Annotated in this window: 21 protein-coding genes; 5 read left to right on the top strand and 16 right to left on the bottom strand. The window is 70.5% G+C overall.

Annotated features, from left to right (window positions below; all coding sequences use genetic code 11):
- Positions 1 to 78: 78 nt before the first annotated feature.
- The 4 genes from QH290_RS33180 to QH290_RS33165 form a co-directional block, all read right to left on the bottom strand.
- Positions 79 to 1,158, bottom strand: a complete 1,080-nt coding sequence (locus QH290_RS33180; protein ID WP_280265524.1) for a 2-oxoacid:ferredoxin oxidoreductase subunit beta — start codon at positions 1,156 to 1,158, stop codon at positions 79 to 81.
- Complete coding sequence (locus tag QH290_RS33175) at positions 1,158 to 3,110, bottom strand: 2-oxoacid:acceptor oxidoreductase subunit alpha (RefSeq protein ID WP_280387238.1); 1,953 nt, start codon at positions 3,108 to 3,110, stop codon at positions 1,158 to 1,160. The genes QH290_RS33180 and QH290_RS33175 overlap by 1 nt, the downstream gene beginning before the upstream one ends.
- A gap of 120 nt (positions 3,111 to 3,230) precedes the next feature.
- Entirely contained in the window at positions 3,231 to 4,256 is a 1,026-nt protein-coding gene (locus QH290_RS33170) for an Rv2578c family radical SAM protein (RefSeq protein WP_280387236.1), read from the bottom strand.
- Between the two features lie 31 nt (positions 4,257 to 4,287).
- On the bottom strand, positions 4,288 to 5,280 hold the full coding sequence (locus QH290_RS33165; protein ID WP_280387234.1) for an NAD-dependent epimerase/dehydratase family protein: 993 nt from the start codon (positions 5,278 to 5,280) through the stop codon (positions 4,288 to 4,290).
- 184 nt (positions 5,281 to 5,464) lie between these two features.
- Here QH290_RS33165 and QH290_RS33160 point away from each other — a divergent pair, with 184 nt between their 5' ends.
- From QH290_RS33160 to QH290_RS33150, 3 genes are all read left to right on the top strand, one after another.
- Entirely contained in the window at positions 5,465 to 5,791 is a 327-nt protein-coding gene (locus QH290_RS33160) for a type VII secretion target (RefSeq protein ID WP_280387232.1), read from the top strand.
- Between the two features lie 3 nt (positions 5,792 to 5,794).
- Positions 5,795 to 7,432, top strand: coding sequence for a hypothetical protein (locus tag QH290_RS33155; protein ID WP_280387230.1), 1,638 nt, complete (start codon positions 5,795 to 5,797; stop codon positions 7,430 to 7,432).
- A 215-nt stretch (positions 7,433 to 7,647) separates the two neighbouring features.
- Positions 7,648 to 8,520 carry a TIGR03619 family F420-dependent LLM class oxidoreductase gene (locus QH290_RS33150; protein ID WP_280263512.1) on the top strand — a complete coding sequence of 291 codons (873 nt, stop codon included), beginning with the start codon at positions 7,648 to 7,650 and terminating at the stop codon, positions 8,518 to 8,520.
- A 2-nt stretch (positions 8,521 to 8,522) separates the two neighbouring features.
- Here the strand turns inward: QH290_RS33150 and QH290_RS33145 are convergent, their stop codons facing one another.
- From QH290_RS33145 to hisS, 3 genes are all read right to left on the bottom strand, one after another.
- The gene (locus QH290_RS33145) at positions 8,523 to 9,530 is read right to left on the bottom strand and encodes a malate dehydrogenase (RefSeq protein ID WP_280263510.1); all 1,008 of its coding nucleotides are present in this window, start codon (positions 9,528 to 9,530) and stop codon (positions 8,523 to 8,525) included.
- A 206-nt stretch (positions 9,531 to 9,736) separates the two neighbouring features.
- Positions 9,737 to 10,381 (bottom strand): hypothetical protein, encoded by a 645-nt coding sequence (locus QH290_RS33140; RefSeq protein ID WP_280387229.1) that lies wholly within the window; start codon positions 10,379 to 10,381, stop codon positions 9,737 to 9,739.
- 98 nt (positions 10,382 to 10,479) lie between these two features.
- Complete coding sequence (gene hisS / locus QH290_RS33135) at positions 10,480 to 11,757, bottom strand: histidine--tRNA ligase (protein WP_280387227.1); 1,278 nt, start codon at positions 11,755 to 11,757, stop codon at positions 10,480 to 10,482.
- Between the two features lie 171 nt (positions 11,758 to 11,928).
- Between hisS and QH290_RS33130 the strand changes: the two genes are divergently transcribed.
- Both QH290_RS33130 and QH290_RS33125 read left to right on the top strand, forming a co-directional pair.
- Positions 11,929 to 12,798 (top strand): peptidylprolyl isomerase, encoded by an 870-nt coding sequence (locus QH290_RS33130; protein WP_280387225.1) that lies wholly within the window; start codon positions 11,929 to 11,931, stop codon positions 12,796 to 12,798.
- A gap of 491 nt (positions 12,799 to 13,289) precedes the next feature.
- On the top strand, positions 13,290 to 13,793 hold the full coding sequence (locus QH290_RS33125) for a hypothetical protein (RefSeq protein WP_280263503.1): 504 nt from the start codon (positions 13,290 to 13,292) through the stop codon (positions 13,791 to 13,793).
- Between the two features lie 90 nt (positions 13,794 to 13,883).
- On the opposite strand, the gene QH290_RS33120 is transcribed toward QH290_RS33125, so the two are convergent.
- The 9 genes from QH290_RS33120 to QH290_RS33080 form a co-directional block, all read right to left on the bottom strand.
- Positions 13,884 to 14,282: a DUF4913 domain-containing protein gene (locus tag QH290_RS33120; protein ID WP_280263502.1), complete on the bottom strand. Its 399-nt coding sequence runs from the start codon at positions 14,280 to 14,282 to the stop codon at positions 13,884 to 13,886.
- Positions 14,279 to 16,129, bottom strand: coding sequence for a type IV secretory system conjugative DNA transfer family protein (locus tag QH290_RS33115; RefSeq protein WP_280263500.1), 1,851 nt, complete (start codon positions 16,127 to 16,129; stop codon positions 14,279 to 14,281). Before QH290_RS33115 ends, QH290_RS33120 begins: the two co-directional genes overlap by 4 nt.
- A 37-nt stretch (positions 16,130 to 16,166) precedes the next feature.
- Positions 16,167 to 16,805, bottom strand: coding sequence for a hypothetical protein (locus tag QH290_RS33110; protein WP_280263498.1), 639 nt, complete (start codon positions 16,803 to 16,805; stop codon positions 16,167 to 16,169).
- A complete protein-coding gene (locus QH290_RS33105; RefSeq protein ID WP_280387223.1) occupies positions 16,802 to 18,514 on the bottom strand; it encodes a peptidoglycan DD-metalloendopeptidase family protein in 1,713 nt (570 codons plus the stop codon). The genes QH290_RS33110 and QH290_RS33105 overlap by 4 nt, the downstream gene beginning before the upstream one ends.
- A 150-nt stretch (positions 18,515 to 18,664) precedes the next feature.
- On the bottom strand, positions 18,665 to 18,973 hold the full coding sequence (locus QH290_RS33100; RefSeq protein WP_068032680.1) for a transposase: 309 nt from the start codon (positions 18,971 to 18,973) through the stop codon (positions 18,665 to 18,667).
- A gap of 109 nt (positions 18,974 to 19,082) precedes the next feature.
- Positions 19,083 to 20,912: a hypothetical protein gene (locus QH290_RS33095; RefSeq protein ID WP_280387222.1), complete on the bottom strand. Its 1,830-nt coding sequence runs from the start codon at positions 20,910 to 20,912 to the stop codon at positions 19,083 to 19,085.
- A 1,866-nt stretch (positions 20,913 to 22,778) separates the two neighbouring features.
- Positions 22,779 to 24,272, bottom strand: a complete 1,494-nt coding sequence (locus QH290_RS33090; RefSeq protein ID WP_280263491.1) for an SCO6880 family protein — start codon at positions 24,270 to 24,272, stop codon at positions 22,779 to 22,781.
- Positions 24,269 to 24,400, bottom strand: coding sequence for a hypothetical protein (locus QH290_RS33085; RefSeq protein WP_280263489.1), 132 nt, complete (start codon positions 24,398 to 24,400; stop codon positions 24,269 to 24,271). Before QH290_RS33085 ends, QH290_RS33090 begins: the two co-directional genes overlap by 4 nt.
- On the bottom strand, positions 24,397 to 24,578 hold a 182-nt coding region (locus QH290_RS33080; protein ID WP_280387220.1), incomplete at its 5' end, for a hypothetical protein. The genes QH290_RS33085 and QH290_RS33080, both read right to left, overlap by 4 nt.

Below are 24,578 nucleotides of genomic sequence, written 5' to 3'. Positions count from 1 at the left end.
AAATATGGTGGCGTGGCGCGCGCCGGAAATATGGTGGCGCGCGCGGGAAACATGGTGGACGACAGCTGAGCGACGACCTCAGCCGACAGTCCAGGTCTCCTTGCCCGTCAGCAACTCCTGCAGCGAACCGTCCCCCACCGGCTTGCGCTCGCGGGCCATCGCGGTCTGGGCGCGCACGCCGTCGTCGTAGGTGGGGCGGGAGACGCTGCGGAAGATGCCGACCGGGACGTGGGAGAGGTCCTGGTCCGACAGCCGCGACAGGGCGTAGGCGTACTCCGGGTCGTCGGCGTAGGCGTCGTGGACGACGATCTCGGATTCGGCGACCGTCTCGGCCCGCGCCACCGTGAGGCCGAAACCCTTGCGCACGACCGCGAATTCGCCGTCGCCGCCGAAGCGCACGGGCTGGCCGTGCCGCAGCCGGATCAGGTGGGATTCGGCGTTCTCCTTGCGCAGCATGTCGAAGGAGCCGTCGTTGAAGATCGGGCAGTCCTGCAGGATCTCCACGAACGACGTGCCGCGGTGCTCGGCCGCGGCGCGCAGCACCTCGGTCAGCCCCGCCCGATCGGAATCCAGCGCCCGCGCCGCGAAGGTGGCCTCGGCGCCCAGCGCCACCGACAGCGTGTTGAACGGGTGGTCGACCGAGCCCATCGGCGTCGACTTGGTGATCTTGCCCGGTTCCGAGGTGGGCGAGTACTGGCCCTTGGTGAGCCCGTAGATCCGGTTGTTGAACAGCAGGATCGTCATGTTCACATTGCGGCGCAGCGCGTGGATCAGGTGATTGCCGCCGATGGACAGCGCATCGCCGTCGCCGGTCACCACCCACACCGACAGGTCGGGCCGGGTCACCGCCAGGCCGGTGGCGATGGCGGGCGCGCGACCGTGGATGGAGTGGATGCCGTAGGCGTCCAGGTAGTACGGGAACCGGCTCGAGCAGCCGATCCCGGAGACGAACATGAGATTCTCGCGGCGCAACCCGAGGTCGGCGAGGAAGCCGCGCACGGTGGCGAGGATGACGTAGTCACCGCAGCCCGGGCACCAGCGCACCTCCTGATCGGAGGTGTAGTCCTTGGCCTTCTGCGGCCCGTCCGCACCGGGCACCCCGGACAGTCCGGTCAGGCCGAGATCGGTTCCCACGAGCGAGGTTTCGACAATGGTCATCACTTGCCCCCTGGGGTGCGATACGTGGCCCGCGCCCGCGCGGCGAAGGCCTTGTCGTGTTCCATTTCCGCGATGGAGCCGTCGAGCGCGGCGTCGATGACGCCGACGAGTTCCTGGGCCGAGAAGGCGGTGCCCGCGATCTTCGTCCACGGCTGGACGTCGACCAGGTAGCGGGCGCGCAGCAGCGTGGCCAGCTGACCGCCGTTCATCTCCGGGCACACCACCGTGCGGTAGCGGCGCAGCACCGCACCGGTGTTGGCGGGCAGCGGATTCAGATTCCGCAGGTGCGCCTGGGCCACCGGCACGCCGCGCCGCCGCGCCCGACGGCAGGCCTCGCCGATCGGGCCGAAGGAACTCCCCCAGCCGATCAGCAGCAGTTCGGCGCGATCGTCCGGATCGTCGACCTCCAGGTCGGGCACCGCGATGCCGTCGATCTTGGCCTGCCGCAGCCGCACCATCAGCTCGTGATTGGCCGGGTCGTAGGAGATGTTGCCGCTGCCGTCGGCCTTCTCGAGTCCGCCGATGCGATGCGCCAGGCCCGCCGTGCCCGGCACCGCGAGCGGACGGGCCAGCGTCTCCGGGTCGCGCGCGTAGGGCCGGAACGAATCCGGTTCCGCCGCTTCGGTTTCGAAGCCCGGATCGATCGGCGCCAGCTCGGCGACGTCCGGAATCGCCCAGGGCTCCGACCCGTTGGCGATCGCGCCGTCGGACAGCAGCAGCACCGGCGTGCGGTAGGTCAGCGCGATGCGGGCGGCCTCCACGGCGGCGGCGAAACAGTCCGCGGGCGAGCGCGGCGCGACGATCGCGACCGGCGACTCGCCGTTGCGGCCGTAGAGCGCCTGCAGCAGGTCGGCCTGTTCGGTCTTGGTCGGCAGGCCGGTCGACGGGCCGCCGCGCTGCACATCGATGATCAGCAGCGGCAGCTCGGTCATGACGGCCAGGCCGACGGTCTCGCTCTTGAGCGCCAGGCCCGGGCCCGAGGTGCTGGTGACCCCGAGCGACCCGCCCAGCGAAGCACCCAGGGCCGCACCGATTCCGGCGATCTCGTCCTCGGCCTGGAAGGTGGTGACGCCGAAGTTCTTGTGCTTGCTCAGCTCGTGCAGGATGTCCGACGCCGGGGTGATCGGGTAGGTGCCCAGGAACACCTGCAGCCCCGACAGCTGCCCGGCCGCCACGATGCCGTAGGCCAGCGCCGTATTGCCGGTGATCTGGCGGTAGGTGCCCGGCGGCAGCGTCGCCGGGGCGACTTCGTATGTGGTGGCGAAGGTTTCGGTGGTCTCGCCGTAGTTCCAGCCGGTGCGCAGGGCGAGCAGATTCGCCTCGGCGATATCGGGTCTGGCGGCGAACTTCTCCCGCACGAACTGCTCGGTGCCGGCGATCGGCCGCCCGTACATCCACGACAGCAGCCCGAGGGCGAACATGTTCTTCGCGCGCTGGGCGTCCTTCTTGCCGATGCCGGTGGATTCGGTGGCGGCCAGCGTCAGCGACGTCATCGGCACCCGGTGCACGACGAAATCCGACAGCGTGTCGTCGGCGAGCGGATCGGTCGCGTAGCCCACCTTGGTGAGCGTGCGCTTGGTGAACTCGTCGGTGTTGACGATCACCGTGGCGCCGCGCGCCAGATCCTCCAGATTCGCCTTGAGCGCAGCCGGATTCATCGCGACCAGCACGTCGGGCTGGTCACCCGCGGTCAGGATGTCGTAGTCGGCGATCTGGATCTGAAACGAGGAGACCCCGGGCAGCGTGCCCTGCGGCGCGCGGATCTCGGCCGGGAAGTTGGGCATGGTGGCGAGGTCGTTGCCGAAGGCGGCCGCCTCGTGCGTGAACCGGTCCCCCGTCAGCTGCATGCCGTCGCCGGAATCACCGGCGAAGCGGATGACCACCTTCTCGAGTTTCTCCGACGCTGCCGGTCGCGCTGCGGCAGTGTCGCTTCGACGCGTTTCGTCAGCCATGCGCCTGCATCACTTCCTCGTCGGTATGAGGTACCACTGGCCAAGTTACTCCCCCGCACCTCGGACACACCCGAGTTATGTGCGGTCCAACAAGATTCAGCAGAGTGCACCCGTACCGCGTCAGGCGAACAGCGCCAGCTGCGGATCGGGCTGTCGCGAGCCGGTATCCGGCTCCCGGTGCGGTGCGGCCTCGACCGGCCGCTCGCGGTGCAGTCCGTGCCGCGCGAGCAGTGGCTCGACCCGACCGCGTAGCCACGCAGCGTACTCCGGTGTGACGTACGCCCCACGACCGTACAGCTGCCGGTAGCGCCGCAGCAGCGCCGGGTGGTGGGTGGCCAGCCATTCCAGGAACCAGCCGCGCGTGCTGCCGCGCAGATGCATCGGGAACGCCACCGCGCTCGCGGCACCCGCCGCGGCGATCGCGCCGAACAGCGCGTCCAGATGAGCGCTGCCGTCGGTGAGGCAGGGGATCACCGGCGCGACCATGACATGCACCGCGAAACCGGCCTCGGCCAGCGCGCGCACCAGATCCAGCCGGGCGCGGGGCGAGGGCGTCCCGGATTCGAGGCCGCGGTGCAGCTCCTCGTCGAGGATCGCGATCGAGACCGCGAGGCTGACCGGCACCACCCGCGCGGCCTGGACCAGCAGCGGCAGATCGCGGCGCAGCAGCGTGCCCTTGGTGAGGACGGAGAACGGGGTGCCCGAATCGGCCAGCGCGCCGATGATCCCCGGCATCAGCCGATAGCGGCCCTCGGCGCGCTGATACGGGTCGGTATTGGTGCCCAGCGCCACGCCCTCGCGCCGCCACGAGCGCCGGTGCAGTTCGCGCCGCAGCACCGCCGCGACGTTGGTCTTCACCACGATCTGGGTGTCGAAGTCGCGGCCCGCGTCCAGTTCCAGATATTCGTGGCTGCCGCGGGCGAAGCAGTAGCGGCAGGCGTGCGAGCAGCCGCGCATCGGGTTGATCGTCCAGTTGAACGGCAACCCCGAACCCTGCGGCATCTTGTTCAGCGCACTCTTGCACAGCACCTCGTGGAACGTCACGCCCTCGAAGTCGGGAGTACGGACGCTGCGTACGAAACCGGCGCGCTCGAGGCCCGGCAACGCCCCGTCATCGACGTCGAGGGTCTGCTTCTGCCACCGCACTCCTTCAGTCGAACATGTGTTCTAACACCTGTCAAGCAACGCTGGGCGCCTCGGGCCGCAGCGACGCGCCCTTGTAGAAGGCGATCAGGTCGCGCAGTGTCTCGGCCGTCGGGCGGGGCCGGTAGCCCAGCTCCGCCCGGGCCTTGTTCCCGTCCACCAGCGGCGCCGACAGCAGCGCGCCCATCGCCGCCTTCGACACCCGGTCGCTGCCCAGCAGCTTGGCCGCGGGCTCGAGCACCGGCAGCACCGCCGAGATGACCTTCGGCGGAATGGCGAACGACGGACCTCGCTTGCCGTTGGCCGAGGCGGCCATGCGGCTGACCTCGAGCATGGTGAGCATCTCGCCGGTCAGCAGGTAGTTCTCCCCGGTGCGCCCGTGCTCGGCGGCCAGGATCAGCCCGGCCGCCACATCGCGCACGTCGACCAGGTCGAAGCCGCCGCCGATCATCACCGGCACGCGGCCCCGCGCGCAGTCCCACAGCGTGGTGTTGATCCGGGAGTCGGAGTGATCGACCGGACCGTACACGCCGGTCGGGTTGCAGATCACCGCGTCCAGGCCCGCGTCGACGACCTTGCGCAGCTCGATCTCGCCCTGCCACTTGGAGCGGTCGTAGACCGGCAGATGCTCCTCGACCGAGCGCGCCGACCGCTCATCGATGCGGCCGCCGCAGGTGTACTGGTTGAAGGCGTGAATGGAGCTGGCGTGCACCATGCGGCGGACGCCGACCTCGAGCGCGGCCTCGGCGACCACCCGCACGCCCTCGGTGTTCACCCGCCAGGCCAGATCGTCGCGATGGGCCAGGGTGATCACGGCGACCAGGTGGTAGAGCACCTCGGTGCCCGCGAGCGCCGACCGCATCGACGCCGGGTCCAGCACGTCGCCGCTCACCCAGGTGACGCCCGCCTCCGGCGCGCCGGTGGGCCGAACCCGATCGATGGCGGTCACCTCGTGACCGGCCGCCACCAGCTGGTGGAGCAGATTCGTGCCAAGGAAGCCGGCTGCGCCGGTGACTGCGACCTTCATGGCACAGAGGATATAGAACCCGTTCCAATTTGCAACAAGTTCTAGTTTGTCCGCTCGAAACCTGTCCCGCAGGTCGGCTATATTGAGGCCGAGCCGTTGCCGGGAGTCACGCGGCGACGCAACAGATCACGAGCACCGCCGTTGCACGAAAGCTGATGATCATGATGATTGGGGGGCAGATTCGATGAGCGAACCACTGTCGATCGAGACCGACGCGGTCCGCACGTTCGCCGCGACGCAGGAGGGGGTCGCGGGCCAGATCGCCGCCGCGGGGAATATGGACACGGTCACCCACGTCGCCGCGATGACGCCGGTGTTCGGCATCATCGGGGCCGACTATCTGGCCATGTTCGCCGCCGCGCAGGTGTTGCACGCCAAGGACATCAACGAGTTGTCGGGCAAGGTCGACAATCTCGGCAAGCACGCGTTCGGCACCGCCGCGGTGATCGACGACTCGGACTCGTCGTTCTCGAGCGCCCTCGGTGCCCTCGGCAACCAGATCGGGGCATAACTCGTGCGCACACTCGATTCCGGACACGACAGCGGCGTCATCGGCGCACCCGCGGCGGCCCCGTCCGACCCGGCCGCGGCGGCACCCGCTCCGGCCGCCGACCCGGTCCTGGCGTCGGCGGCCCAGCAGGGCCCGATTCAGGACGTTCCGCTCGGGCAGCTGCCCGCCGATATGCCCGCTCCGGAGCCGCCGGAGTTCATGCCCTCCCGCAAGGAGTTCGAGGACGACGCGGCCCCGCTGACGGGAGCGCCCCACGCGCCCGGATCGCTCGGCGGCGGTGACGTTCCCGACGCCCCGGCGGCCGTCGCCCCGGCCGCGGCCGACGATCCCGTCTCGTCCCTGCTCGGCGGTGCGCACAGCGCGATCGACAGCGCACAGGGAGCGCTCGGCGGCGATCCGTCGGGTGTGCTGGGTAGCGCGCACAACGCGGTGAACAGCGCGGCCGGTGGCGCCGCGGCCGTCGCGCAGCAGGCCGCCGTTCCGGCCGTCGCCACGGGCGCCGCCCTCCCGGCCGATCCGGCCGCCGCCCTCATGAACGGTCTCGCGCTGCCCGCGCTGCCGGGCGTCGACATGCTGTTCAAGCCGTTCCTGGATCTGCTGTCCTCCTTCGGCACCGGCGTCATGGGCTCGCTCAATCCGGCCGATCTGCTCAGCCAGTCCTCGCAGGTCATCCAGAGCGCGATGTCCGTCGGCCAGGGCGCGCTCAAGAGCGTCGGCGACGTGTGGGAGGGCCAGTCGTCCACCAGCGCGCAGGCCGCGGGCCAGCAGGCCCAGGTGCACGGCGAGGACGCCGCGCAGCGCGGCTTCGACATCTCCAAGCTCACCGAGGAGGCCGCGGCGGTCGTGCAGCGCGGCAACGTCCAGCTCACCGCCGTCGCCAATGCCTTTGCGGCGCAGGCCTCCACGCTGGCTCCGCTGATCTTCACCCCGCCCGCGCAGGCCACGCTGATCGGCCTCGCCACCGAGCACCTGGGCCAGGCCGTCGCGATCACCAACGCCACCCGCGGCGAGCTGGGCGGCTACACCGGGCAGCTGGCCGGTGTCGTGCAGCAGGTGCTCGGCGCCAACGGGCCGCAGGCGGCCCAGGCCGCGCAGTCGGTGGCGGAGAACGTCGGCCAGCCGATCATGGAGCAGGCGCAGCAGCTGATCTCGAGCGGCGCCTCGGAGACCACGGCCGCGGGCCTCGGCGATTCGGCGACCGGCGGCACCTCCACCTATTCGTCCTCGTTCGGCGGCAACGGCGCGCATCCCGGGTCGGGCGGCGGCATGGGAGGCGGCGGCGGTGCGAGCGGCGGCCTCGGCGGGGTCGGCGGCCTCGGCGGCGTCGCGGGGTCCACCCCCGGCGGTCCCGGCGCCTCGGTCACCGGTGCGCGGCCCGGCCTGGGCGCCGTCCCCGGCATGCCGTTCGGCCCCGGCATGTCGGGCGCGACCGGTCAGGGCATGGGCTCCGGGTTCATGGGCGCCCCCGGTGCCGCCGCCCAGCGCAACAACGAGGAGGAGCACGACCGCAACGTGCAGCCCTACCAGAGCCCTACGGGCAACACCGATCTCACCGGCGCCCTGGGCGAGACCGCACCCGAGGTCATCGGCCAGACCCACCACGACGAGATCATCAACGATTACGAGATGGACCAGCTGTAGTTCTCGCGCGCGAGACCGGCCCGGGCTGCTTCGGCCCGGGCCGGTTTCCTGTATCGGCTACGTAGAACTCGTTTCATAATTGTGCCCGCGGGACTCGTTCACCGATCTACTGACAACCGGGTTCGGTCCGGGCTAGGATCTCGACAGCCATTAGAATCTGTTCTAGTTTCGCCGCCCGGGAGCGGGCGGCGCGGTTGAGCCGAGAGGATGCCTCGATGCGCTTCACCTATGCGGAGGCGATGACCGATCCCGCGTACTACATCCCGCTGGCGCAGGCTGCGGAGGCCGCCGGATTCCACGGCATGTCGATCGCCGACAGCATCGCCTACCCGGCCGAATCGGATTCGAAGTATCCGTACACCCCCGACGGCTCGCGCGAATTCCTCGACGGCAAGCCGTTCATCGAGACCTTCGTGCTCTCGGCGGCGCTGGCGGCCGCGACGACGACGCTGCGCTTCAACCCGTTCGTGATCAAGCTGCCGATCCGGCCGCCGGTCCTGGTCGCCAAGCAGACCGCCTCGCTGGCGTATCTCAGCGACAACCGGTTCGCGCTCGGCGTCGGGATCAGCCCGTGGCCCGAGGATTTCGAGATCATGGGCGTGCCGTTCGAGCGCCGGGGCAAGCGCATGGACGAGTGCATCGAGGTGGTGCGCGGGCTGTGCACCGGCGAGTACTTCGAGTACCACGGCGAGTTCTACGACATTCCCAAGATCAAGATCACCCCGGCGCCGACCGAGCCCGTCCCGATCCTGGTGGGCGGTCACAGCGACGCGGCGCTGCGCCGCGCGGTGCGCCTGTGCGACGGCTGGATGCACGCGGGCGGCGACGCGGGCGACCTGGACAAGATGCTGGCCCGGCTGACCGAATTGCGCGCGCAGAGCGACCGTTCCGGGCCGTTCGAGATCCACGTCGCCTCCCTCGACGCCTACACCCCCGACGGCATCAAGCGCCTCGAGGACAAGGGCGTCACCGACGTCATCGTCGGCTTCCGCTACCCCTACACGCCGGGCCCCGACACCGAACCCCTGGAGACCAAGATCGCCAACCTGGAGCGCTACGCCGAGTCGGTCATCGCCAAGACCTCCTGAGATCAGCGCTTCTTGGCGAACCCCAGGTCGATGACGGCATCGCGCTCGGATTCGAGTTCGGCGACGCTGAGATCGATGCGCTCGCGGGAGAATTCGCTGATCGACAGGCCGGGGACGACCGTATAGCGGCCCTCGGCGCAGGTGACCGGGAACGAGCTGATCAGACCCTCGGGGACGCCGTAGGAACCGTCGGACGGCACGGCCATCGACACCCAGTCCCCCGCCGGGGTGCCCAGCACCCAGTCGTGGATGTGGTCGATGGCCGCACTGGCCGCGCTCGCCGCCGACGACGCGCCACGAGCCTTGATGATCGCCGTGCCGCGCTGCTGCACGGTCGGGATGAAATCCCCGCGCACCCAGTCGTCGTCGGCGACCGCGTCGACGGCCGGGCGGCCCGCGATGGTGGCGTGGTCGATGTCCGGGTACTGCGTCGCGGAGTGGTTGCCCCAGATGCTCACCCGCTGGATCTCGGCGGCCGGTGCGCCCGTCCTGCGGGCCAGCTGGGCGATGGCGCGGTTGTGGTCGAGGCGGGTCAGGGCGGTGAAGCGCGCGGCCGGGACGTCGGGCGCGTTGCTCATCGCGATGTAGGCGTTGGTGTTGGCCGGATTGCCGACCACGAGCACCTTCACGTCGTCGGCGGCGCTGGCGTTGATGGCCGCGCCCTGATCGGTGAAGATCGGGCCGTTGGCGGCCAGCAGATCGGCGCGCTCCATGCCCGCCGTCCGCGGGCGCGCACCGACCAGCAGCGCCACGTTCGCGCCGTCGAATCCCGTCCACGGGTCGTCGCTGATATCAATCGACTCCAGCAGCGGGAACGCGCCGTCCTCCAGCTCCATCGCCACCCCCTCCAGGGCGCCGACCGCCGCCGGAACCTCGAGCAGCCGCAACCGCACGGGGGTCTCGGGGCCCAGCATCGCGCCGGAGGCGATCCGGAACAGCAACCCGTAGGCGATCTGACCGGCGCCGCCGGTCACGGTGACGGTCACGGGCGTGCGGACAGCGGTGCTCACGACATCTCCTCCTGATCGGCGACCTCATCCCAACCCTAACGGCCCTCCCCCGCCCACAGCGCACACCGTGAGCAACGAGACATTCCCGCCTCGCAAACCCTCAGCGATCCGTGCGAGCAGCGAAGTAGGTTGCGCGTCAACCGGTTCAGCGACGACAGCCGACCCGGCGGCCCTCGCCGCGGGCCGCCCGCAGCGGTCGCGCACCGTCACTCCAGCGTGGCGATCTCACTGTCGCTGAGCACCACCGGCTGCACCGCGTCCTTGGCGCGCACCAGCTGCACGGCCCGATACAGCGGGCGCTCCTCCAGCCCGGCATCGCGGGCCTCGGCGCGCAGCTGGCCGACGAGGAGGTCCGAAACCGACAGGGCCGCAGCGAGATTGCTGGAGGCCAGGGCGTCGGCGAGCTTGCGCAGGCCCAGGATGTGCAGCTCCCGGCCGCTCCCGGCGTCGGTGTACATCGCCAGCGGGACCGCCTGGATGCCCCGCCCGGCGGTGATCCGCAGCGCGACACGGCTGAGCCTGCCCGGATAGACCAGGATCTCGACGCCCTCGGCGGCGGCGATATCCAGTCGCCGCGCTCCGAACACCGTCCGCGCCTCGATCACGCTGCCCGCCAACCAGATTCGGCGCCGCTGCACCGCGGCGGCATACAGCGCGGTGGGCGCCCCGAGCATCAGTCCGGCCAGCAGCGCCACCGGCCAGCTCACCAGCAGGGCCAGCAGCAGCGCGGCGAGCACCCCGACGGCGGAGGCGGCCAGCAGCAGCCGCCGCAGCATCGGCGCGTACAGCTCGGGGGCGATCAGATCCAGGCCGACCCGTTGCGGCCCTTCGGAATCGGTGTTCTCAGTCACGCGTCCACATTCGTCCGGCTACGATCGAACGCCCGCCCGTTCGCCGAATCATCCGGGGGTGACTCGCCGTCGGGGCGGGCGCGGTATCCGTGACGGTACTACCGATCCCCCGCCAGGGCGGCGGTGACGGCGGCAACGGTGTCATCGATCGGGATCTGCTGCTGATCCCCGGTGGACAGGTCCTTCAGCCCGATCTCGCCCTCGGCCAGATCCCGATCCCCCAGCACCAGAGCGTATTTCGCGCCGGACCGGTCGGCGGATTTCATCGCGCCCTTGACGCCCCGGCCGCCGTAGGACAGATCCACCCGGATGCCCGCCGCGCGCAACCGGCCCGCCAGCTCCACCAGGCGGCTCTTGGCGGCCTCCCCCAGCGGCACCCCGAACACGTCCACCCGCGCCGGATCGGCCGCGGTCTTGCCCTCGGCCTGCAGCGCGAGGATCGCGCGGTCGACGCCGAGCCCGAAACCGATGCCGGACAGCGGCTGTCCGCCCAGTTCGGTCATCAGGCCGTCGTAGCGGCCGCCGCCGCCGATGCCGGACTGCGCGCCCAGTCCGTCGTGCACGAATTCGAACGTGGTCTTGGTGTAGTAGTCCAGCCCGCGGACCATCCGCGGATTGATCACATAGGGCACCCCGAGCGCGTCCAGATACCCCAGCACCTGCTCGAAGTGCGCCTTCGCCGAGTCCGAGAGGTGATCGAGCATCAGCGGCGCGGCGGCGGTCAGCTCCCGCACCTCCAGCCGCTTGTCGTCGAGCACCCGCAGCGGATTGATCTGTGCCCGCCGCTTGGTCTCCTCGTCCAGCGGCAGGTCGAGCAGGAACCGCTGCAACAACTCCCGGTATTGCGGGCGGCAGGTGTCGTCGCCGAGCGAGGTGATCTCGAGCCGGAATCCGTCGAGCCCGACCGAGCGGAAACCGGCATCGGCGATGGCGATCACCTCGGCGTCCAGCGCCGGATCGTCCACGCCGATGGCCTCCACGCCCACCTGCTGCAGCTGCCGGTAGCGCCCGGCCTGCACGTTCTCGTAGCGGAAGAACGGACCGGCGTAGCACAGCTTCACCGGCAGCGGGCCACGGTCGAGCCCGTGCTCGATCACCGCGCGCATGACCGACGCCGTCCCTTCCGGCCGCAGCGTCATGCTGCGGTTCTTGCGGTCGGGGAAGGTCCACATCTCCTTGCTGACCACATCGGTCGATTCGCCGACGCCCCGTGCGAACAGACCGGTCTCCTCGAAGATCGGCAGCTCCACATGCCCGTACCCGGCCAGCCGCGCCGCGTGCACGAGCGCGTCGCGGACGGCGACGAACTGCGCGGAGGCGGGCGGCAGGTAGTCCGGAAAACCCTTCGGGGCGGCAAAGCTGCTGGTCTTGGTCACGATCGTCCAGTCTCCCCCACGCCACCACGAATAGTCCAACCAGTTGCCGCCGTGGCGCCGCGGAGGTGACGAACACGATCCTCAGGAACTGATGGCACACTCTTATGCCGGAAGCTCAGGGTTCACCCGCCGGAGGCGGCGCAGACGAACACAGCACGGGAGGAATTGGGAGTGCCGAGCAACGAACAGCGGCGAGCGGCGGCCAAACGCAAGCTGGAGCGACGACTGGCCCGCCAGGCCGAGCGAGCCCGCAAGCGCAAGCGGCTCGCCATCGCCGGATCAGCGCTCGGTGTGGTCGTCGTGGTCGCGGCGGGCGTCGGGATCTACTACCTGACCCGCGGCGACGATCAGGATGCCGCGGCCGCGAACCCGGACACCTCGCAGACCGAGACCCCGCCGGCCGCGCCGCCGCCGGAGGCCAAGCCCAAACCGGCGACGGTCAGCTGCACCTACAACGACGGCGGCGAGGCCGCCAAGCCGGTGCACAAGCCGGAGAAGACCGAGGTCTCCACCGCAGAGGCGCAGACGGTCCGCATCCAGAGCAGCCAGGGGCCGATCGACATCGCCCTGAACGCGGGCGAATCGCCCTGCACCACCAACAGTTTCGTCAGCCTGGTCAACCAGGGTTACTTCAACGGCACGCCGTGCCACCGGCTCAGCACCAAGGGCCTGAAGATGCTGCAGTGCGGCGATCCGACCGGTAGCGGCAAGGGCGGTCCGGGCTACGCCTTCGACAACGAGTATCCGACCGACCAGTACCCGCCGGAGCAGCTGGCGGCCGATCCGACGCCGGTCCAGTACAAGCGCGGCGTGGTCGCCATGGCCAACGCGGGGCCGGGCACCAACGGCAGCCAGTTCTTCCTCATCTACGGCGATTCGCAGCTGCCGCCGCAGTACACCATCTTCGGCACGGTCGACGAGGCCGGGCTGCAGACGCTGGACAAGATCGCCGCGGCGGGCGACGACGGCTCGATGGACCCGCGCCCGGGCGGCGGCAAACCGAACCTGCCGGTCACCTTCGATTCGGTACAGGTGGCCTGAGGCACGGAACCCCTACCGCCACGGCGTCTTTGGGCCCGGCACCGGCTATCGGTGCCGGGCCCGTCGCCGATCCGGGGCGGGCGCGGGAAACCCACCGGCGGGAACCCCGCATGTCGCACTGGCACAGGTCATTCGGTTGAGGCATTCTGAATCCGGAGAACATCCGGCGCTTCGGGTTCCTTGCCGGAAATGTGCGATATATGCTTTTGTTGCACGGTCTGAGTAAGGTAACCCTGCTTTTTGACTGGTAACCTCGAAGAACGGAGTACGAAGCGACGTAGTATCCGCCCCACCGGGTGGTGCCTCGTCGAAAAGTGCTCCCGGTGTCCGCGTTTGCAGGCGGGGCATCGTCACGCGAACCACCGTTCGGGTGGCGTTGTCCATGACGAAGCACCACAATCATCCACAGTGATCACTGCAGCATCGGGGAGCAGGCTATGGCCGAGGAACTCGACGACATCGGTCGCGAAACAGCGGCACTGATGAGGCAAATGTTGCAGCTTGCGACCCTGGTCGCACTGCGCACCCGGGAACGTGGCCAACGTGAGGCCGAGGCCCGCGTCAAGATGACGCAGGAGCGGGTCAAGGAAGCCCGGGAGCGCATGCTCCGGGACGCGCGCGAAGCCAAGTCCAAGGACCCACGCAACCTCGAGCTGGCACGGATGCTGGAGAAGCCCGTGCTCGAGAAGGGCGTCTCCCTGGAGAAGGACCGCTTCGCCGCCCAGGCCACCGCCGCGCGCAGCGCCGCCCAGGCCGCGGCCCGCACCAAGGGCCGGGAGCTGGACCGCTACGACTCCGTGGAGCGTCGGCAGGCGCTGGCCGGGCATCTGGCCCGCATCGGTGTCGCACCGGAACTGGCGGCCGTACGGATGCTCATGGAGGTCAGCCAGGCGCAGCCGCCCCAGGCAGCGGTACGCACCCGGCCCGACGAGCCGCCGAAGGTCACCCGCGCACGGGAACTCGAGGAACGCGGCCGCGAGCGCGTCCGCAACTGACCCCGTCCCGCCCGGACCGGAGCATTCCGGCCGCGACCCCACCACCGGGATCCGGCCGACATTCCGGGATACCGTGCGGGACTTTACATTTCAGGAACGAAAGTCGCCCGCCGCGGGATCGATCGTCGGATCGCCGAACATGCCCTGCTGCGGCGATTTCAGCGGCAGCGGATTGAGCATGTCCTTGTGCCCGTTGCGGACGCTGCAGTACTTGAACGGGCCGCGCGGATCGAACAGCTTGCCCATATGCGGGTCGGCATGATCGAGGAACCAGACGCTCATACCGGTCTTGCCGTCTTGACGCAGATATTCCCACGCCCGCCACAGCGCCTCCAGCCGCATCGCGGCCTCGGCATGCTTCCACCATTCGGGACACCACACCGTATCGGTGAGATCGGTGACCTGCCGCCGGTAGACGAGGCTCAGATAGTTCTCCACGAACTCGACGACGTTCGAGTAGATCATGTCCTGTTGCTGGTCGGCGTTCACAGCGGCCGGACCTCCTCGGGCTGTCCGTAGGTGGTGGGCGGCGGAGCGATATCGGTCGCGCCGCGGGACTCGATCAGATCGTTCACCGTGCTCGCCCGCTGCGGGTCGTGCTGCTCGATCGAGCGCCTCACCTCGGCAGCGTACTCGCCGTCCCACCACGGCACGGTGCGAACCATCGTCGCGGGGGCGCCGGAGGAGAAGACGACCGCGCGACCGCGTGGCAACGTCACCAGGGCGTTCACGTTGAGCGTGCGCGAGGAGCCCAGCGAGCGCGAATAGCTCTTGCTGCCCTTGGATTCCGAGACCGACGCGGAGATCGAGTCGTAATCTCCGATCGCCTCCGAGCGCTGGGTCAGGAACTTGATGTCGTCGACGCCGCTGCCGAGCACCTTGATATTGGCGGCGGCCCACAGCGCCTCCATGCCGCCCTCGCCCCAGCAGCGCGCGCCCTGCGCCCAGGACTGCAGCACGGTCATCACGACGATGCCACGGGAGCCGAAGTGGCTGTACTGCTTGGGCAGATCCTTCCAGCGGACGATATTGGCGGCCTCGTCCAGCACGGCGAGCAGCGGGATGGGGAGGCGGCCGCCACGGGACTGGGAGGCCTTGAACATCGCGCGTTCGATGACCGCCTCGGTGAGCGCGCTGACCAAGGGGCCCGCCGAGCCGCGGCCCTCCAGCGACAGGCAGTACAGGGTCCAGTTACCGTCCAGGAATTCCAGTTCGTCGAATTCGTAGCGGGAGTCGCCGCCGCCCGCCCGGGACACCCACGGGTGCACGTTCGACAACTTCAGGCAGCGGACCATCTTCTTCGCGGTGCCGAAAATGCCGCTCTTGGTGCGATGTTCGGCGTTGTACTGCTGCGCCAGGCCGGAGGCCGAGAAGTTCAGCCCCGTGGCCCCGTAGTACTGCGCGGCGCGGCGCAGGATCTCGACCGGCTCACCGTTGTTCGGGTCGGTGACCCACTCCCAGACCTGGGTGATCGGATAGTTGCCGACCGAGGCGGCGAGGAACAGCCCCGCCAGCAGATCCTCGGCCTCGGGATCGAAATAGGTGTCGCGGGTATCTTCCGAGCCGTCCTCGCCGTCCGCGAAGTGACCGGCGAGGCGGGAGGCCCGCATCTCGCATCCCTCTCGCGGAGCGTTCACCCAGCGCAGCGGGTCCCAGAACCAGGTCGCCGGCTCGCCCGCCACGCCCTGCGGATCGAAGACGAAGGTCCGAGAACCCTTGGCCTCGCGCACATCTCGCGTCGCGTCGACCACGTCACGCTTGTTCGACGTGGCCAGCACCGGGCCGATCGCGCTCAGAATGGCCGGGATGACGCGCGAGGTGGTCTTGCCCTGCCGGGGGCCCCAGATGTCCAGGTGCAGATCCTCGTAGGAGCCGTACAGCGGAACCCCGTCGGCGACCGAGATGCCGATCGGCACGCCGGGCGGATCGTCGTAGCCCAGCCGCACGCCGATCTGCTCGGCCTTCGCCCGCGCGCCCGCCTCGGTGAGCGAGGCGATCGCGCCGCCGCTGCCCATGTACTGAGCCTTGTCGTCGACCGGCAGCTTGCCCTTGCTCTTGTTCTTCTGCAGCCGCTTGCGCACGATCAGGACCGCCACGGCGACCAGGACGACCAGCACCAGGATCACGGTGGCCGCCGTGGGCCACTGGATCTTGCCGCGCACCAGGCGCGCCACCACCTCGATCGGGTTGATCGGGATGTCCTGCCGGGTCGCCGACAGGCGGTTGCCCAGATGCAGCGCGAGCCAGACGGTTCCGACCACACCGAACCCGATGAAGATCAGATACAGGGATACGTCCGGACCCGGATCGGCCGGGTCCCGTACCTTCTTCGCCATCTCCGCCTCCTGGGGTGACCGTATACGTGGGTGCCGCTCAACGGAATCCGTCGAGCCGCCAGCCGTCGGGGGTGTGCACGACGGTGGCGATGACCGTCGCCGGCGGCAGCGGTTCGCGGCGGCCGTCCGGGTAGACGACGGTCTGCTCGATCCCGATCTTGTACTGCTGGTTGTTCGGATCGCCTGCGCTGGGGGCCTTCTCCCCCGACGCGAAGGTGAACGCCTCCACCTTGGCCCCGGCCTTACCCCAATCCGCCCATCGCAGTGTCGGTTTCGGGGTCTCGGCGGCGCTCGGTGGTGTATCCAGGGTACGGATCAGGCTGGGACCCAGCCACTTGCGGGCCCGCGACAGCGAGGCGTCCTGGCCCTCCGTGGCCGGATACCAGGTGTAGATCTCCTTGATCGCGGCGACCGCCACGCCGTCGGGGGTAGTGGGGTCGGGCGCCGGAACCGCCTCGAGCCTGCGGACGGTGGACGTGGGGGTGCGCTCGGCGGCCGCGTCCGAATCGTCACCGCCGCTACCGCTGCACGCGGCCAGCATCGCGACGCCCACCACCAGCATCACCACCAGATTCGCCTGTTTCATCGTATTCTTCCAGGTTATCCGCCCGGCGCGGCGAATCGGCAGCACCCGTGCGGATCCGGTCTCGGCGTGTCCCTTGCGTGTATCCGTCACATCACCCTCCGCAGCCGGCCGTCGCCGGGGATCGGGGCCTCGCGCACGCCGGAGGGGTTCTCGGCCTTGATCATCGTGCTGTTGCCGATGTAGACGCCGACCTCCGCCGGGCCGCGCCGGCCGAATTCGGAGAACACCAGATCACCGGGCTGCGCCTTGCCGATCGGGATCTCCGCGCCGATCTCCCACTGCTGTTCGGCGGTGCGCGGCAGGTTCACCCGCCCGGACGAGGCGGCGAAGACCGCCGCCGAGGTGAGACCCGGGCCGTCCAAGCCGCCGCCGGTGGGACCGGACGGACCGCCGCCGCCCCACACGTACGGGGTGCCGAGCCACTGTTCGGCGGCCTCGACGACGTCGGCGCCCTGGCCGTCGCCCTCCGGCTGGAACCGGCCCATCGACCCCGGTGCCCGGTACTGCCCCTCCATCGCCAGGATGTTGGCGACATACGGCTGAGTCTCGGAGAAGTGCGCGGCGTACTGATTGGGCATGCCGCCGGAGGCCAGCACCGCGCCCTCACCCGCGTTGTAGGCGGCCAGCGACAGCGGCACGACGTCGCCGCGCACCTTGCCCTCGGCGATCCAGCCCTCCACCTTGTGGGCGATCGCGCACATGTAGCGCCCCTGGGCCATGATCGCGTCGCCGTCGTCCCAGATGCTCGCGGCGCCGTTGCCGTCGGCATCGATGAGATACGGCTGACCGTCGTCCGGATTGGTGGCGCGGGCGGTGCCCGGCAGGAACTGCGACAGGCCCTGGGCCCCGGCCGGAGAGGTCAGGCCGCGCCGGAATCCGGACTCCTGGCGGCCCTGCGCGGCCAGGATCGACGGGGTCATCTCCGGGCACAGCGAACCCGCACGGCGGTACCAGATTTCGAGTTCGGGCGGCACCTTGCCCGCGGCGAGCGCGCCGCCGGCGGTGCCGAATCCGCGCAGGCAGTTCGGGTTGGTCGAATACGGCCACGCCCCACCGGCATTCGGGGTCGGGGCGCCGTCGAGCCAAGGCAGCGGGTCGATCTGGCGGCCGCCGGTGAAGCGCCCGCCCGGCACGATCTCGAAATGCAGGTGGGGGCCGGAGGATTCGCCCGCGGAGCCGACCGCGCCGATCTCCTCCCCGGCGCGCACGCTCTGGCCCACGCGCACCTTCACCCCGCTGTCCCATTCGTGGCCGTAGACCGCCGAGAACGGGCGGCCGTTGACGTCGATGGAGTCCACGACGATCCAGTTACCGAAGCCCGACGCCGGGCCCGCCGCCACGACCACGCCGTCGGCGACGGAGTAGATCGGCGTGCCGTCCGCGGCCGCCAGGTCGACGCCGAGGTGGCCGCCGTTGCGGGCGCCGAAGGTGTCCGACACCTGGAAGGAGCCGCCCGGCAGCGGCCAGGTCCGGCGGATCGGGGCATTCCCGGCCGCCAGGGAGGGCGCACCGGTCGCGGTCGATTTCATGGCGGCGGGCGCGTTCGCCACGCCCGGCATATCCGGCCGCGTCGAGGAATCGGAGGTGGGGCGCGCCTGACTCGCCGACGGTCCGGCCGCCGAGGTGCCCGCCGCGCGCGGGTCCCCCGGTGCGTAACCACCCAGCGGCGGCGCCGCCGACGACGGCACGGTCGTGGTATCGCACTCGTCCTCCGAGGCGGGCACGACCACCACCAGCACGAGCGTGACCAACGCGATCACGCTCCCCAGCCCCGTCCACGCCAGGGTCTTAGCGCTCACCCCGCACCCTTCCCGCACCCCTCACACGCCGAACACCCACCGGCGCACCGATACCCGCCGCACCCTTTGCCTGCTCACGCACCCCTGACAAGGGCCCGAAGGGGGTGCGGGAACCGGCACAGGGTGCGGGAGGCGATGTGGTGGCTGGGGTCATGTGGTGCGCTTGGCATCGTTGAGGGTCTCCGCGAGGGTGCGGTTCATCTCGGCCGCGGCGGCCAGCTGCTGCTGCAGCAGGGCGACCTTGCGGCGCAGGGCGCCCGCGTCCATCCGCTCCAGGCCCGGGCCCTCGGCGGCGCGGACCCAGTTACGCACCGAGTTGGTGTGCACGCCGATCTGCTCGGCGACCACCCGGCAGGCCTCCGATTCGCTGCGCAGCTTCCCGGTCAGCGCGATCACCTGCTCGACGGCGGCCTGGCGCACCTCCGGCGACACTCTTCGATAGGACCTGTGCGGCATCATCCGACGAACCTCCCGATGCTCGGCAGCCGATTGGGCGAATCATGGTGCGGCACAACCGGTTCGCGACTCGGTACGTGCCGGAGTTGACTGAATTCCTGCGGCGCCCGCCTCATGCGGCGCTCCCCTCGTCTCCCGGACGCCCACCGTCCGAGTGCCGCGACGTGGACTCGGTGAACTCGCTGAAACGCTGGTTGGTCTCGTGGATGCCGCTTTCCTTCTCCGACAGCGTGAACTCCATGTGGAACGGGATCCCGGGGCGGCGATCCTCACCGATCTTGAGCAGGAACTTGCCGGTGCCCGGCGCCGGTGGCCGGGCCTGCCCCGGCTTGAGCGCATCGCCCGTCAGCGCCTGCGGCGCCGACCAGCCCGTCACCATGTCCTCCTCGGCCGAGGTGAACGGCACCGTCGAATCCAGGCGCTTGATCTCCTCGGGCGGCAGCGCGCCGAAGATCTTGGCGCGCGCGCGTTCCAGGAAGCCGAGCGCCTTGGCGATGGCCGCCTCCGATCCCAGCGACTGCAGGTCCTTGATGGTGTGGCTGATCATGATCAGCGCGGTGGCGATGGTGCGCTGCAGGCGGGTCAGCTCGTCCACGCGGTCCACCATGAAATCCCCGAGACCGAGCACCTGCCACAGCTCGTCCATCACGACCTGGAAGTAGCGCTGCGGACCGAGTTTGGCGTCGGCGAGCACGTGCGCGGCCTCGACCGAGGCGAAGCCGTCCGCCCAGCAGGCCAGCATGACCGCGGCCTTGAGCTTCTTGTCCCCGTTGGGAATATGCGATACGTCGATGCAGACCGCGACCGCTGAGGTATCGATCGGCGTGGTGGTCTGCCCGTTGAAGACCGCGCCGAACGGCCCCTGGGTGAGCGCGCGCAGCGATCGGCGCAGGCCCTTGGTCGCCTCGTGGTACTCCTCGGCGTTCTCGGCACCGGCGTCGAGCATCAGTTCCTGGCCTCCGGCGCCGATCACGTTCGCCAGATCCTCCATGATCGGCGGGCTGTCCGGGGTGAAGCCGCTGCCCTCGCGGTACAGGATCCGCAGCGCGGTGGAGATCAGCGTCTCCTCGTAGTCGCGCACCCGGGCCCCGCGCACCAGCTCGACCAGGCCCGCGATCAACGTGACCTGGCGGGCCCGCAGTTCCTGCATGACCTGCAGTTGCAGGGCGGGCATCTCCTCGAGCTGCGGCACGATCGAGCCGAGCACGCCACCGGCCAGCGGGTTCAGCACGCCGTGGCCGTACCCGAGGTCGATGACCTGGCCGCCGACCATCTCCACCATCTTGCGATAGTCCGGCTTGACGTCGGCCAGGATCAGCGGCGTGATGCCCTGCGCGACGCCGCCGAGCACGATGCGGCGCACCAGCGAGGACTTACCGAAACCGTTGAGGCCCAGCACGAACAGGCTCGGCGCGGTGATGAAGCTGCCGCGCATGAACCAGTTCATCGGGTCGAAGCAGACCGGGGCGCCGGTGTGCAGGTGCGATCCGAGCGGGGTGCCGATCAGCGGGGCGCCCGCCCCGACCGACCACGGCCACAGCCCTGCCACCTGCGCCGTGGTGGCGCGGTATTCGACGGGGCGGCCGATCACGTTCATGCGCCCGCCGCCGGGGCCCGCGTAGCCGCGATCGGTGAGTGGCTGTGTGTCGCGGTCGAATCCGTCCTCGACGAAGGCCTCGATGCGGGCCGACGCGTTGGCCCGGCGCAGATCGTCGGTGCGGATCCGGAACGCCGCCCACGCCGCGCGCAGGCCGTTGCGCTCGCGCGCGATGGCCTCGTAGCGCGCCCGGGTGTGATCGTCGAGCAGCGGCGGGCCCTGCTTCTTCTGCTTGCCCGCCTTGGCGTTTCGGGAGGATCCGCGGGCGGGGGGCCGCGGTTGCGCGGGCATGCGCTCGGGGCGGGGACGGGCGGTGCCGTCCGGTGCCGGGGCTCGCAACGACATTTCCGGTCCCCCGTAGTCTCGTGTCCGGCGCGTGCCGGTGTCGTGTGTGCGGTCCGGGGATCGCCGCTCGTCCGCTCGTTCGGACGGGCCGGATCCGCGTACGCGCTGGCGGCCGGACAGTTCCTCCAGGCCGCGGCGGCGCTGCCCGGACCGGCCTGCGGCGGAACGGGATTCGTCGCGGCGACGCTCACCGCGCGAGCCGTCGGATCGTCCTTCTCCGGGGTGGTCGGTGCGCGATCGCCCACTGCCCGACCGAGATTCGCCCGCCGATGCCCCGCGCGCCTTGCGGCGCGGCCGATCATCCGCGGCTGCTCGAGGGTCCGCCGCAGCGGCCCGATCGGCATCGAAATGGCCTGGGGCGCCAGCATTCTCGATCTCGCTCCGCGCCACGTCCGGCCCATCGTGACCACGGCCCGAATCGCGGCGACCACGGCCGTTCCGGTCGACCACAGTCCGGGAGCCGCCGTGTTCATCCCCCTCCGGCTCGGTCACCTGCGCCTCGCCGCGCGCCGAACGGGCTTCCGCGTGCGCCGCCCGCTCACCACCGTCCCGCTCCGCACCGGAGACCTCACCACGCGCCGCAGCCGATCCAGCCTGCTCCACCGGTACGCTGTCACCCCCACTCGCGCTGTAGAACTCAGCGTGCGCACGCGATCCGGGCGGCTCCGAGGCGACGCCGTCCCCACCCGCGCCGTAGACCACCGCAACCGAATCCGAACGCTCCACCGCTGCACCGCCATCCGCACCCGCGGTGTAGAACTCGGCCTGCGCCCCACGGGATCCGGCCCCCACCGCCGACGCGGCATCGTCTCCACCCGTGGAAGAGGACTCGGCATGCGCCGCACGCGAACCGGGCCCCTCCGCCGACGCGGCGTCGTCTCCAACCGCAGCATCGAACTCCGCGCGCACCCCACGCGGTCCCGTCGGCTCCACCGGTGCGCCGCCGGGTGCGCTCGCGCTGTAGAACTCCGCGTGCGTACGCGAATCGGGCCGCTCTGCCGAGGGGATGCCGTCTCCGCCAGCGGTGTAGAACTCGGCGTGTGCGGCGCCGTGTGCCGGGCCGCCGTCGAACCGAACGGGGTCACGTACTTCCGAACGCGCAGTGGGCGATTCGTCCGGACCGCCCACCGGCTCCCCTTCCCGGTGACCGGCCTCCATATTCAAGCGCGCTTCGCCGGGCAACGCTGATGCCGATGGTGCGGAACCCGGAGGAGCGGACGCACGCGTGGCCCTCGAGTCTGCTACGCCGCTCTCTTGTACAGCGCCACCAATCCCGTCGAGCGGCTCACCATCCGCACGCCTAGCGCCCCCACGCGCGGCCTGCGGCCGCCCCGCGGCGGTGGCGCCACCACCACGCACTTTCCCACTCTCGGTACGTGATTCGGCCCGGCCACCACGTGACTTCCCGCGCCGTCCCGCACGCGGTTCGCCGTCGGGTTCGTTCTCGGCGGGCCTGGGGTCGGTGGGCGGCGTGGGGGTTGCGCGCCGGTCGCGCTTGCCGTGGGCCATGCGGGATTCGGCCGTGCGGGCCGCGGTGGGGTGATCGTCGCGGTCCGGGGTGCGCGGATCCCTCTGCGCGGGGCCGGATTCGAGGTCCGGGCGGGGACGGCGGTCGGGGTCCTGGCCCGGCTCGCCCGGGGCTCGGCGGCGCACGGGGCGCAGCGGGACCTCGTCCCAGTCGGCAGGCCACTGTCCCGCGCGGGGCTCGCCGGGCGTGTACGCCTCGAGCTCCCACCCCTCGTCGCGGCCGCGCCGCGCGCCGCGGCGCACGGGCACCGGATTCTCCGGGTCCACCACCCGTTCGCTGTACCGCGGCGGCTCGCCGCGGTACCGAACCGGAGGCTCGTGCTCACCTGCCATGAAGACTCACCCCGCCAATGCTTTCGGAATGGTCGCGTGTTCCGGCAGGATGACGCCGCAGCCGAGGGAGGCCGCGAAGGCCGCCGCCTGGTAGCGGTAGCACCGCCGGATCTTCAAGCGCGCCTGCGTGGACAGGTCGCGGGTAATGGCTTCGATACGCGGCAGGTCGCCGCGCAGGGGCTCGGTGATGGTCACCAGCGCCCCGAAGCGGGTCACACCGTGACCCCGGGCCTGCTCCTCGCGGGCCTGCTGAGTGGCGCCCACCCGCAGCGTCGCGGCCGCCGAGACGACACCGCGCTCGCTCTGCTGGGCGACCAGCGCGTTCTTGTAGTCGTCGTCGACGATCTCGGCGGCGTCGGCCGCCGAATGCGGGCGGTACACGATGGCGATGCGCTTGCGCGGCACCTCCGGATTCGGCGCGAGCAGCCGCTGCAGCACCCGCTCGTCGACCGCGCCCTCGGGCGCCGAGTCCATCTCCCAGGTGACCGAGCGGCCGCCGTCGTGCAGGAAGTGGTCCCAGCGCTCCTCGTGCGAGATCGGGCCCGCGTCGGCCCAATCCAGACCGTGCCCGCCCGGCTCGCCGACCGCCACCTCCAGATCCGCCTGCGACGCCGGATCGTAACTGCGGCGGATGAACGAGATCACCTCGTCGGCCGACATCGGCTGGGCCCGCACACCCGCCTCGGCCAGCGCGGCACAGATGCCCGGCAACCGGCGGCCGATCTCCACCGCCTCCTCGGCCGGATTCTTGCGGCGCTCGGCGGTGGTGGCCTTGAACGTGATCGCCACCCGCGGCAGCAATTGCACACGCTCCTGGGGCAATTCGGTGGCCAGCTCGAACATCACCTGCTGCGCCAGCTCCGGCGCCTCCGCGCGGGTGATCGTGGAAACCTCGGTGAGCAAACGGTTTCCGGTCTCGGGCACGGTATCGATGACGGGCACGACGGCCACGATGTCGGAGGTCTGGCCGAGCGAGGCCAGGAATGTGCCCCAGGCCGACACCCAGCGGTCGATCACCGGCTGGTCCACCGCCTCGTGCCCCTGCGGCCACGCCCGCAGCACCACCGTGTACTGGGCGAACTGCGGGAGGTGGATCATGCCGAAGCTGTAGCCGCCGGCGTCGATGCCCTCGTACAGCTTCGACGGCGCCATCAGCCCGGGCAGCCGCGCCACCCCGCCGGGGACGCGGGAGAACCGGCCGCCGCGGTACACGTGCTCACCCTTGCTGCGGCCGCGCAACCAATGAAACATCATCAATCCCGTCTCGTAACCGGAGCGGCCGCCCGACCGCCAGACCAGTGGAACCATCACGACCGCGCCGATACCGGCGACGAAGAACGCGGGTTTGGGCCCGGCCATCAGCGCCGTCAGCAGCGCGGTGATGACGACCCCGAAGCCCAGCACGGTCTCCCCCCAGCGCAGCCCGAAAAGGCCGGCGCTGCGGGGCTTCTGCCACAGCCCGTACGCGCGGTGCTCGTAGGTGGATTCGGTCGTCGTCATCGCGGGATGGTGCTCCTGCCCAGGTTGGGTTCGCGGTTGGCCCAGCGGTCACCGGCGACGTCCCCCATGGCGGAATCGGCCCGGTTCAGGCTGGCGCCCGCCGCGCGGGCCGTCGCGATGTTCTTCATCGCTCCGGACGCGCCGGATCGTACTGCGCCCGAACCGGTGGGTGCGGCAGGACGCGCTGCGGCACCCGCACCGCCGCCACCGCTGCGCGGCCCGCGCGGCGGCGTCGGACGCTGACCCCCGCCGGGACCCGCGGTACCGCCCGGTGGGCGGCGCCCGCCGCCGCGGCCGACGTAGCCG

This window comes from Nocardia wallacei, from assembly GCF_029869545.1.
Lineage (GTDB): Bacteria > Actinomycetota > Actinomycetes > Mycobacteriales > Mycobacteriaceae > Nocardia > Nocardia wallacei_A.
The sequence above is the reverse complement of the archived record's forward strand: the minus strand, read 5'-3'. Positions and strand labels throughout refer to the sequence as shown.

Bases quoted from the DNA above. Each gene is read 5' to 3' on its own strand.
- QH290_RS33165 (WP_280387234.1), bottom strand. From the start codon at position 5,280: ATGAAGGTCGCAGTCACCGGCGCAGCCGGCTTCCTTGGCACGAATCTG.
- QH290_RS33160 (WP_280387232.1), top strand. From the start codon at position 5,465: ATGAGCGAACCACTGTCGATCGAGACCGACGCGGTCCGCACGTTCGCC.
- QH290_RS33100 (WP_068032680.1), bottom strand. From the start codon at position 18,973: ATGATGCCGCACAGGTCCTATCGAAGAGTGTCGCCGGAGGTGCGCCAG.
- QH290_RS33085 (WP_280263489.1), bottom strand. From the start codon at position 24,400: ATGAAGAACATCGCGACGGCCCGCGCGGCGGGCGCCAGCCTGAACCGG.
- QH290_RS33125 (WP_280263503.1), top strand. From the start codon at position 13,290: ATGTTGCAGCTTGCGACCCTGGTCGCACTGCGCACCCGGGAACGTGGC.
- QH290_RS33090 (WP_280263491.1), bottom strand. From the start codon at position 24,272: ATGACGACGACCGAATCCACCTACGAGCACCGCGCGTACGGGCTGTGG.
- QH290_RS33180 (WP_280265524.1), bottom strand. From the start codon at position 1,158: ATGACCATTGTCGAAACCTCGCTCGTGGGAACCGATCTCGGCCTGACC.
- QH290_RS33175 (WP_280387238.1), bottom strand. From the start codon at position 3,110: ATGGCTGACGAAACGCGTCGAAGCGACACTGCCGCAGCGCGACCGGCA.
- QH290_RS33150 (WP_280263512.1), top strand. From the start codon at position 7,648: ATGCGCTTCACCTATGCGGAGGCGATGACCGATCCCGCGTACTACATC.
- QH290_RS33095 (WP_280387222.1), bottom strand. From the start codon at position 20,912: ATGTCGTTGCGAGCCCCGGCACCGGACGGCACCGCCCGTCCCCGCCCC.
- QH290_RS33115 (WP_280263500.1), bottom strand. From the start codon at position 16,129: ATGGCGAAGAAGGTACGGGACCCGGCCGATCCGGGTCCGGACGTATCC.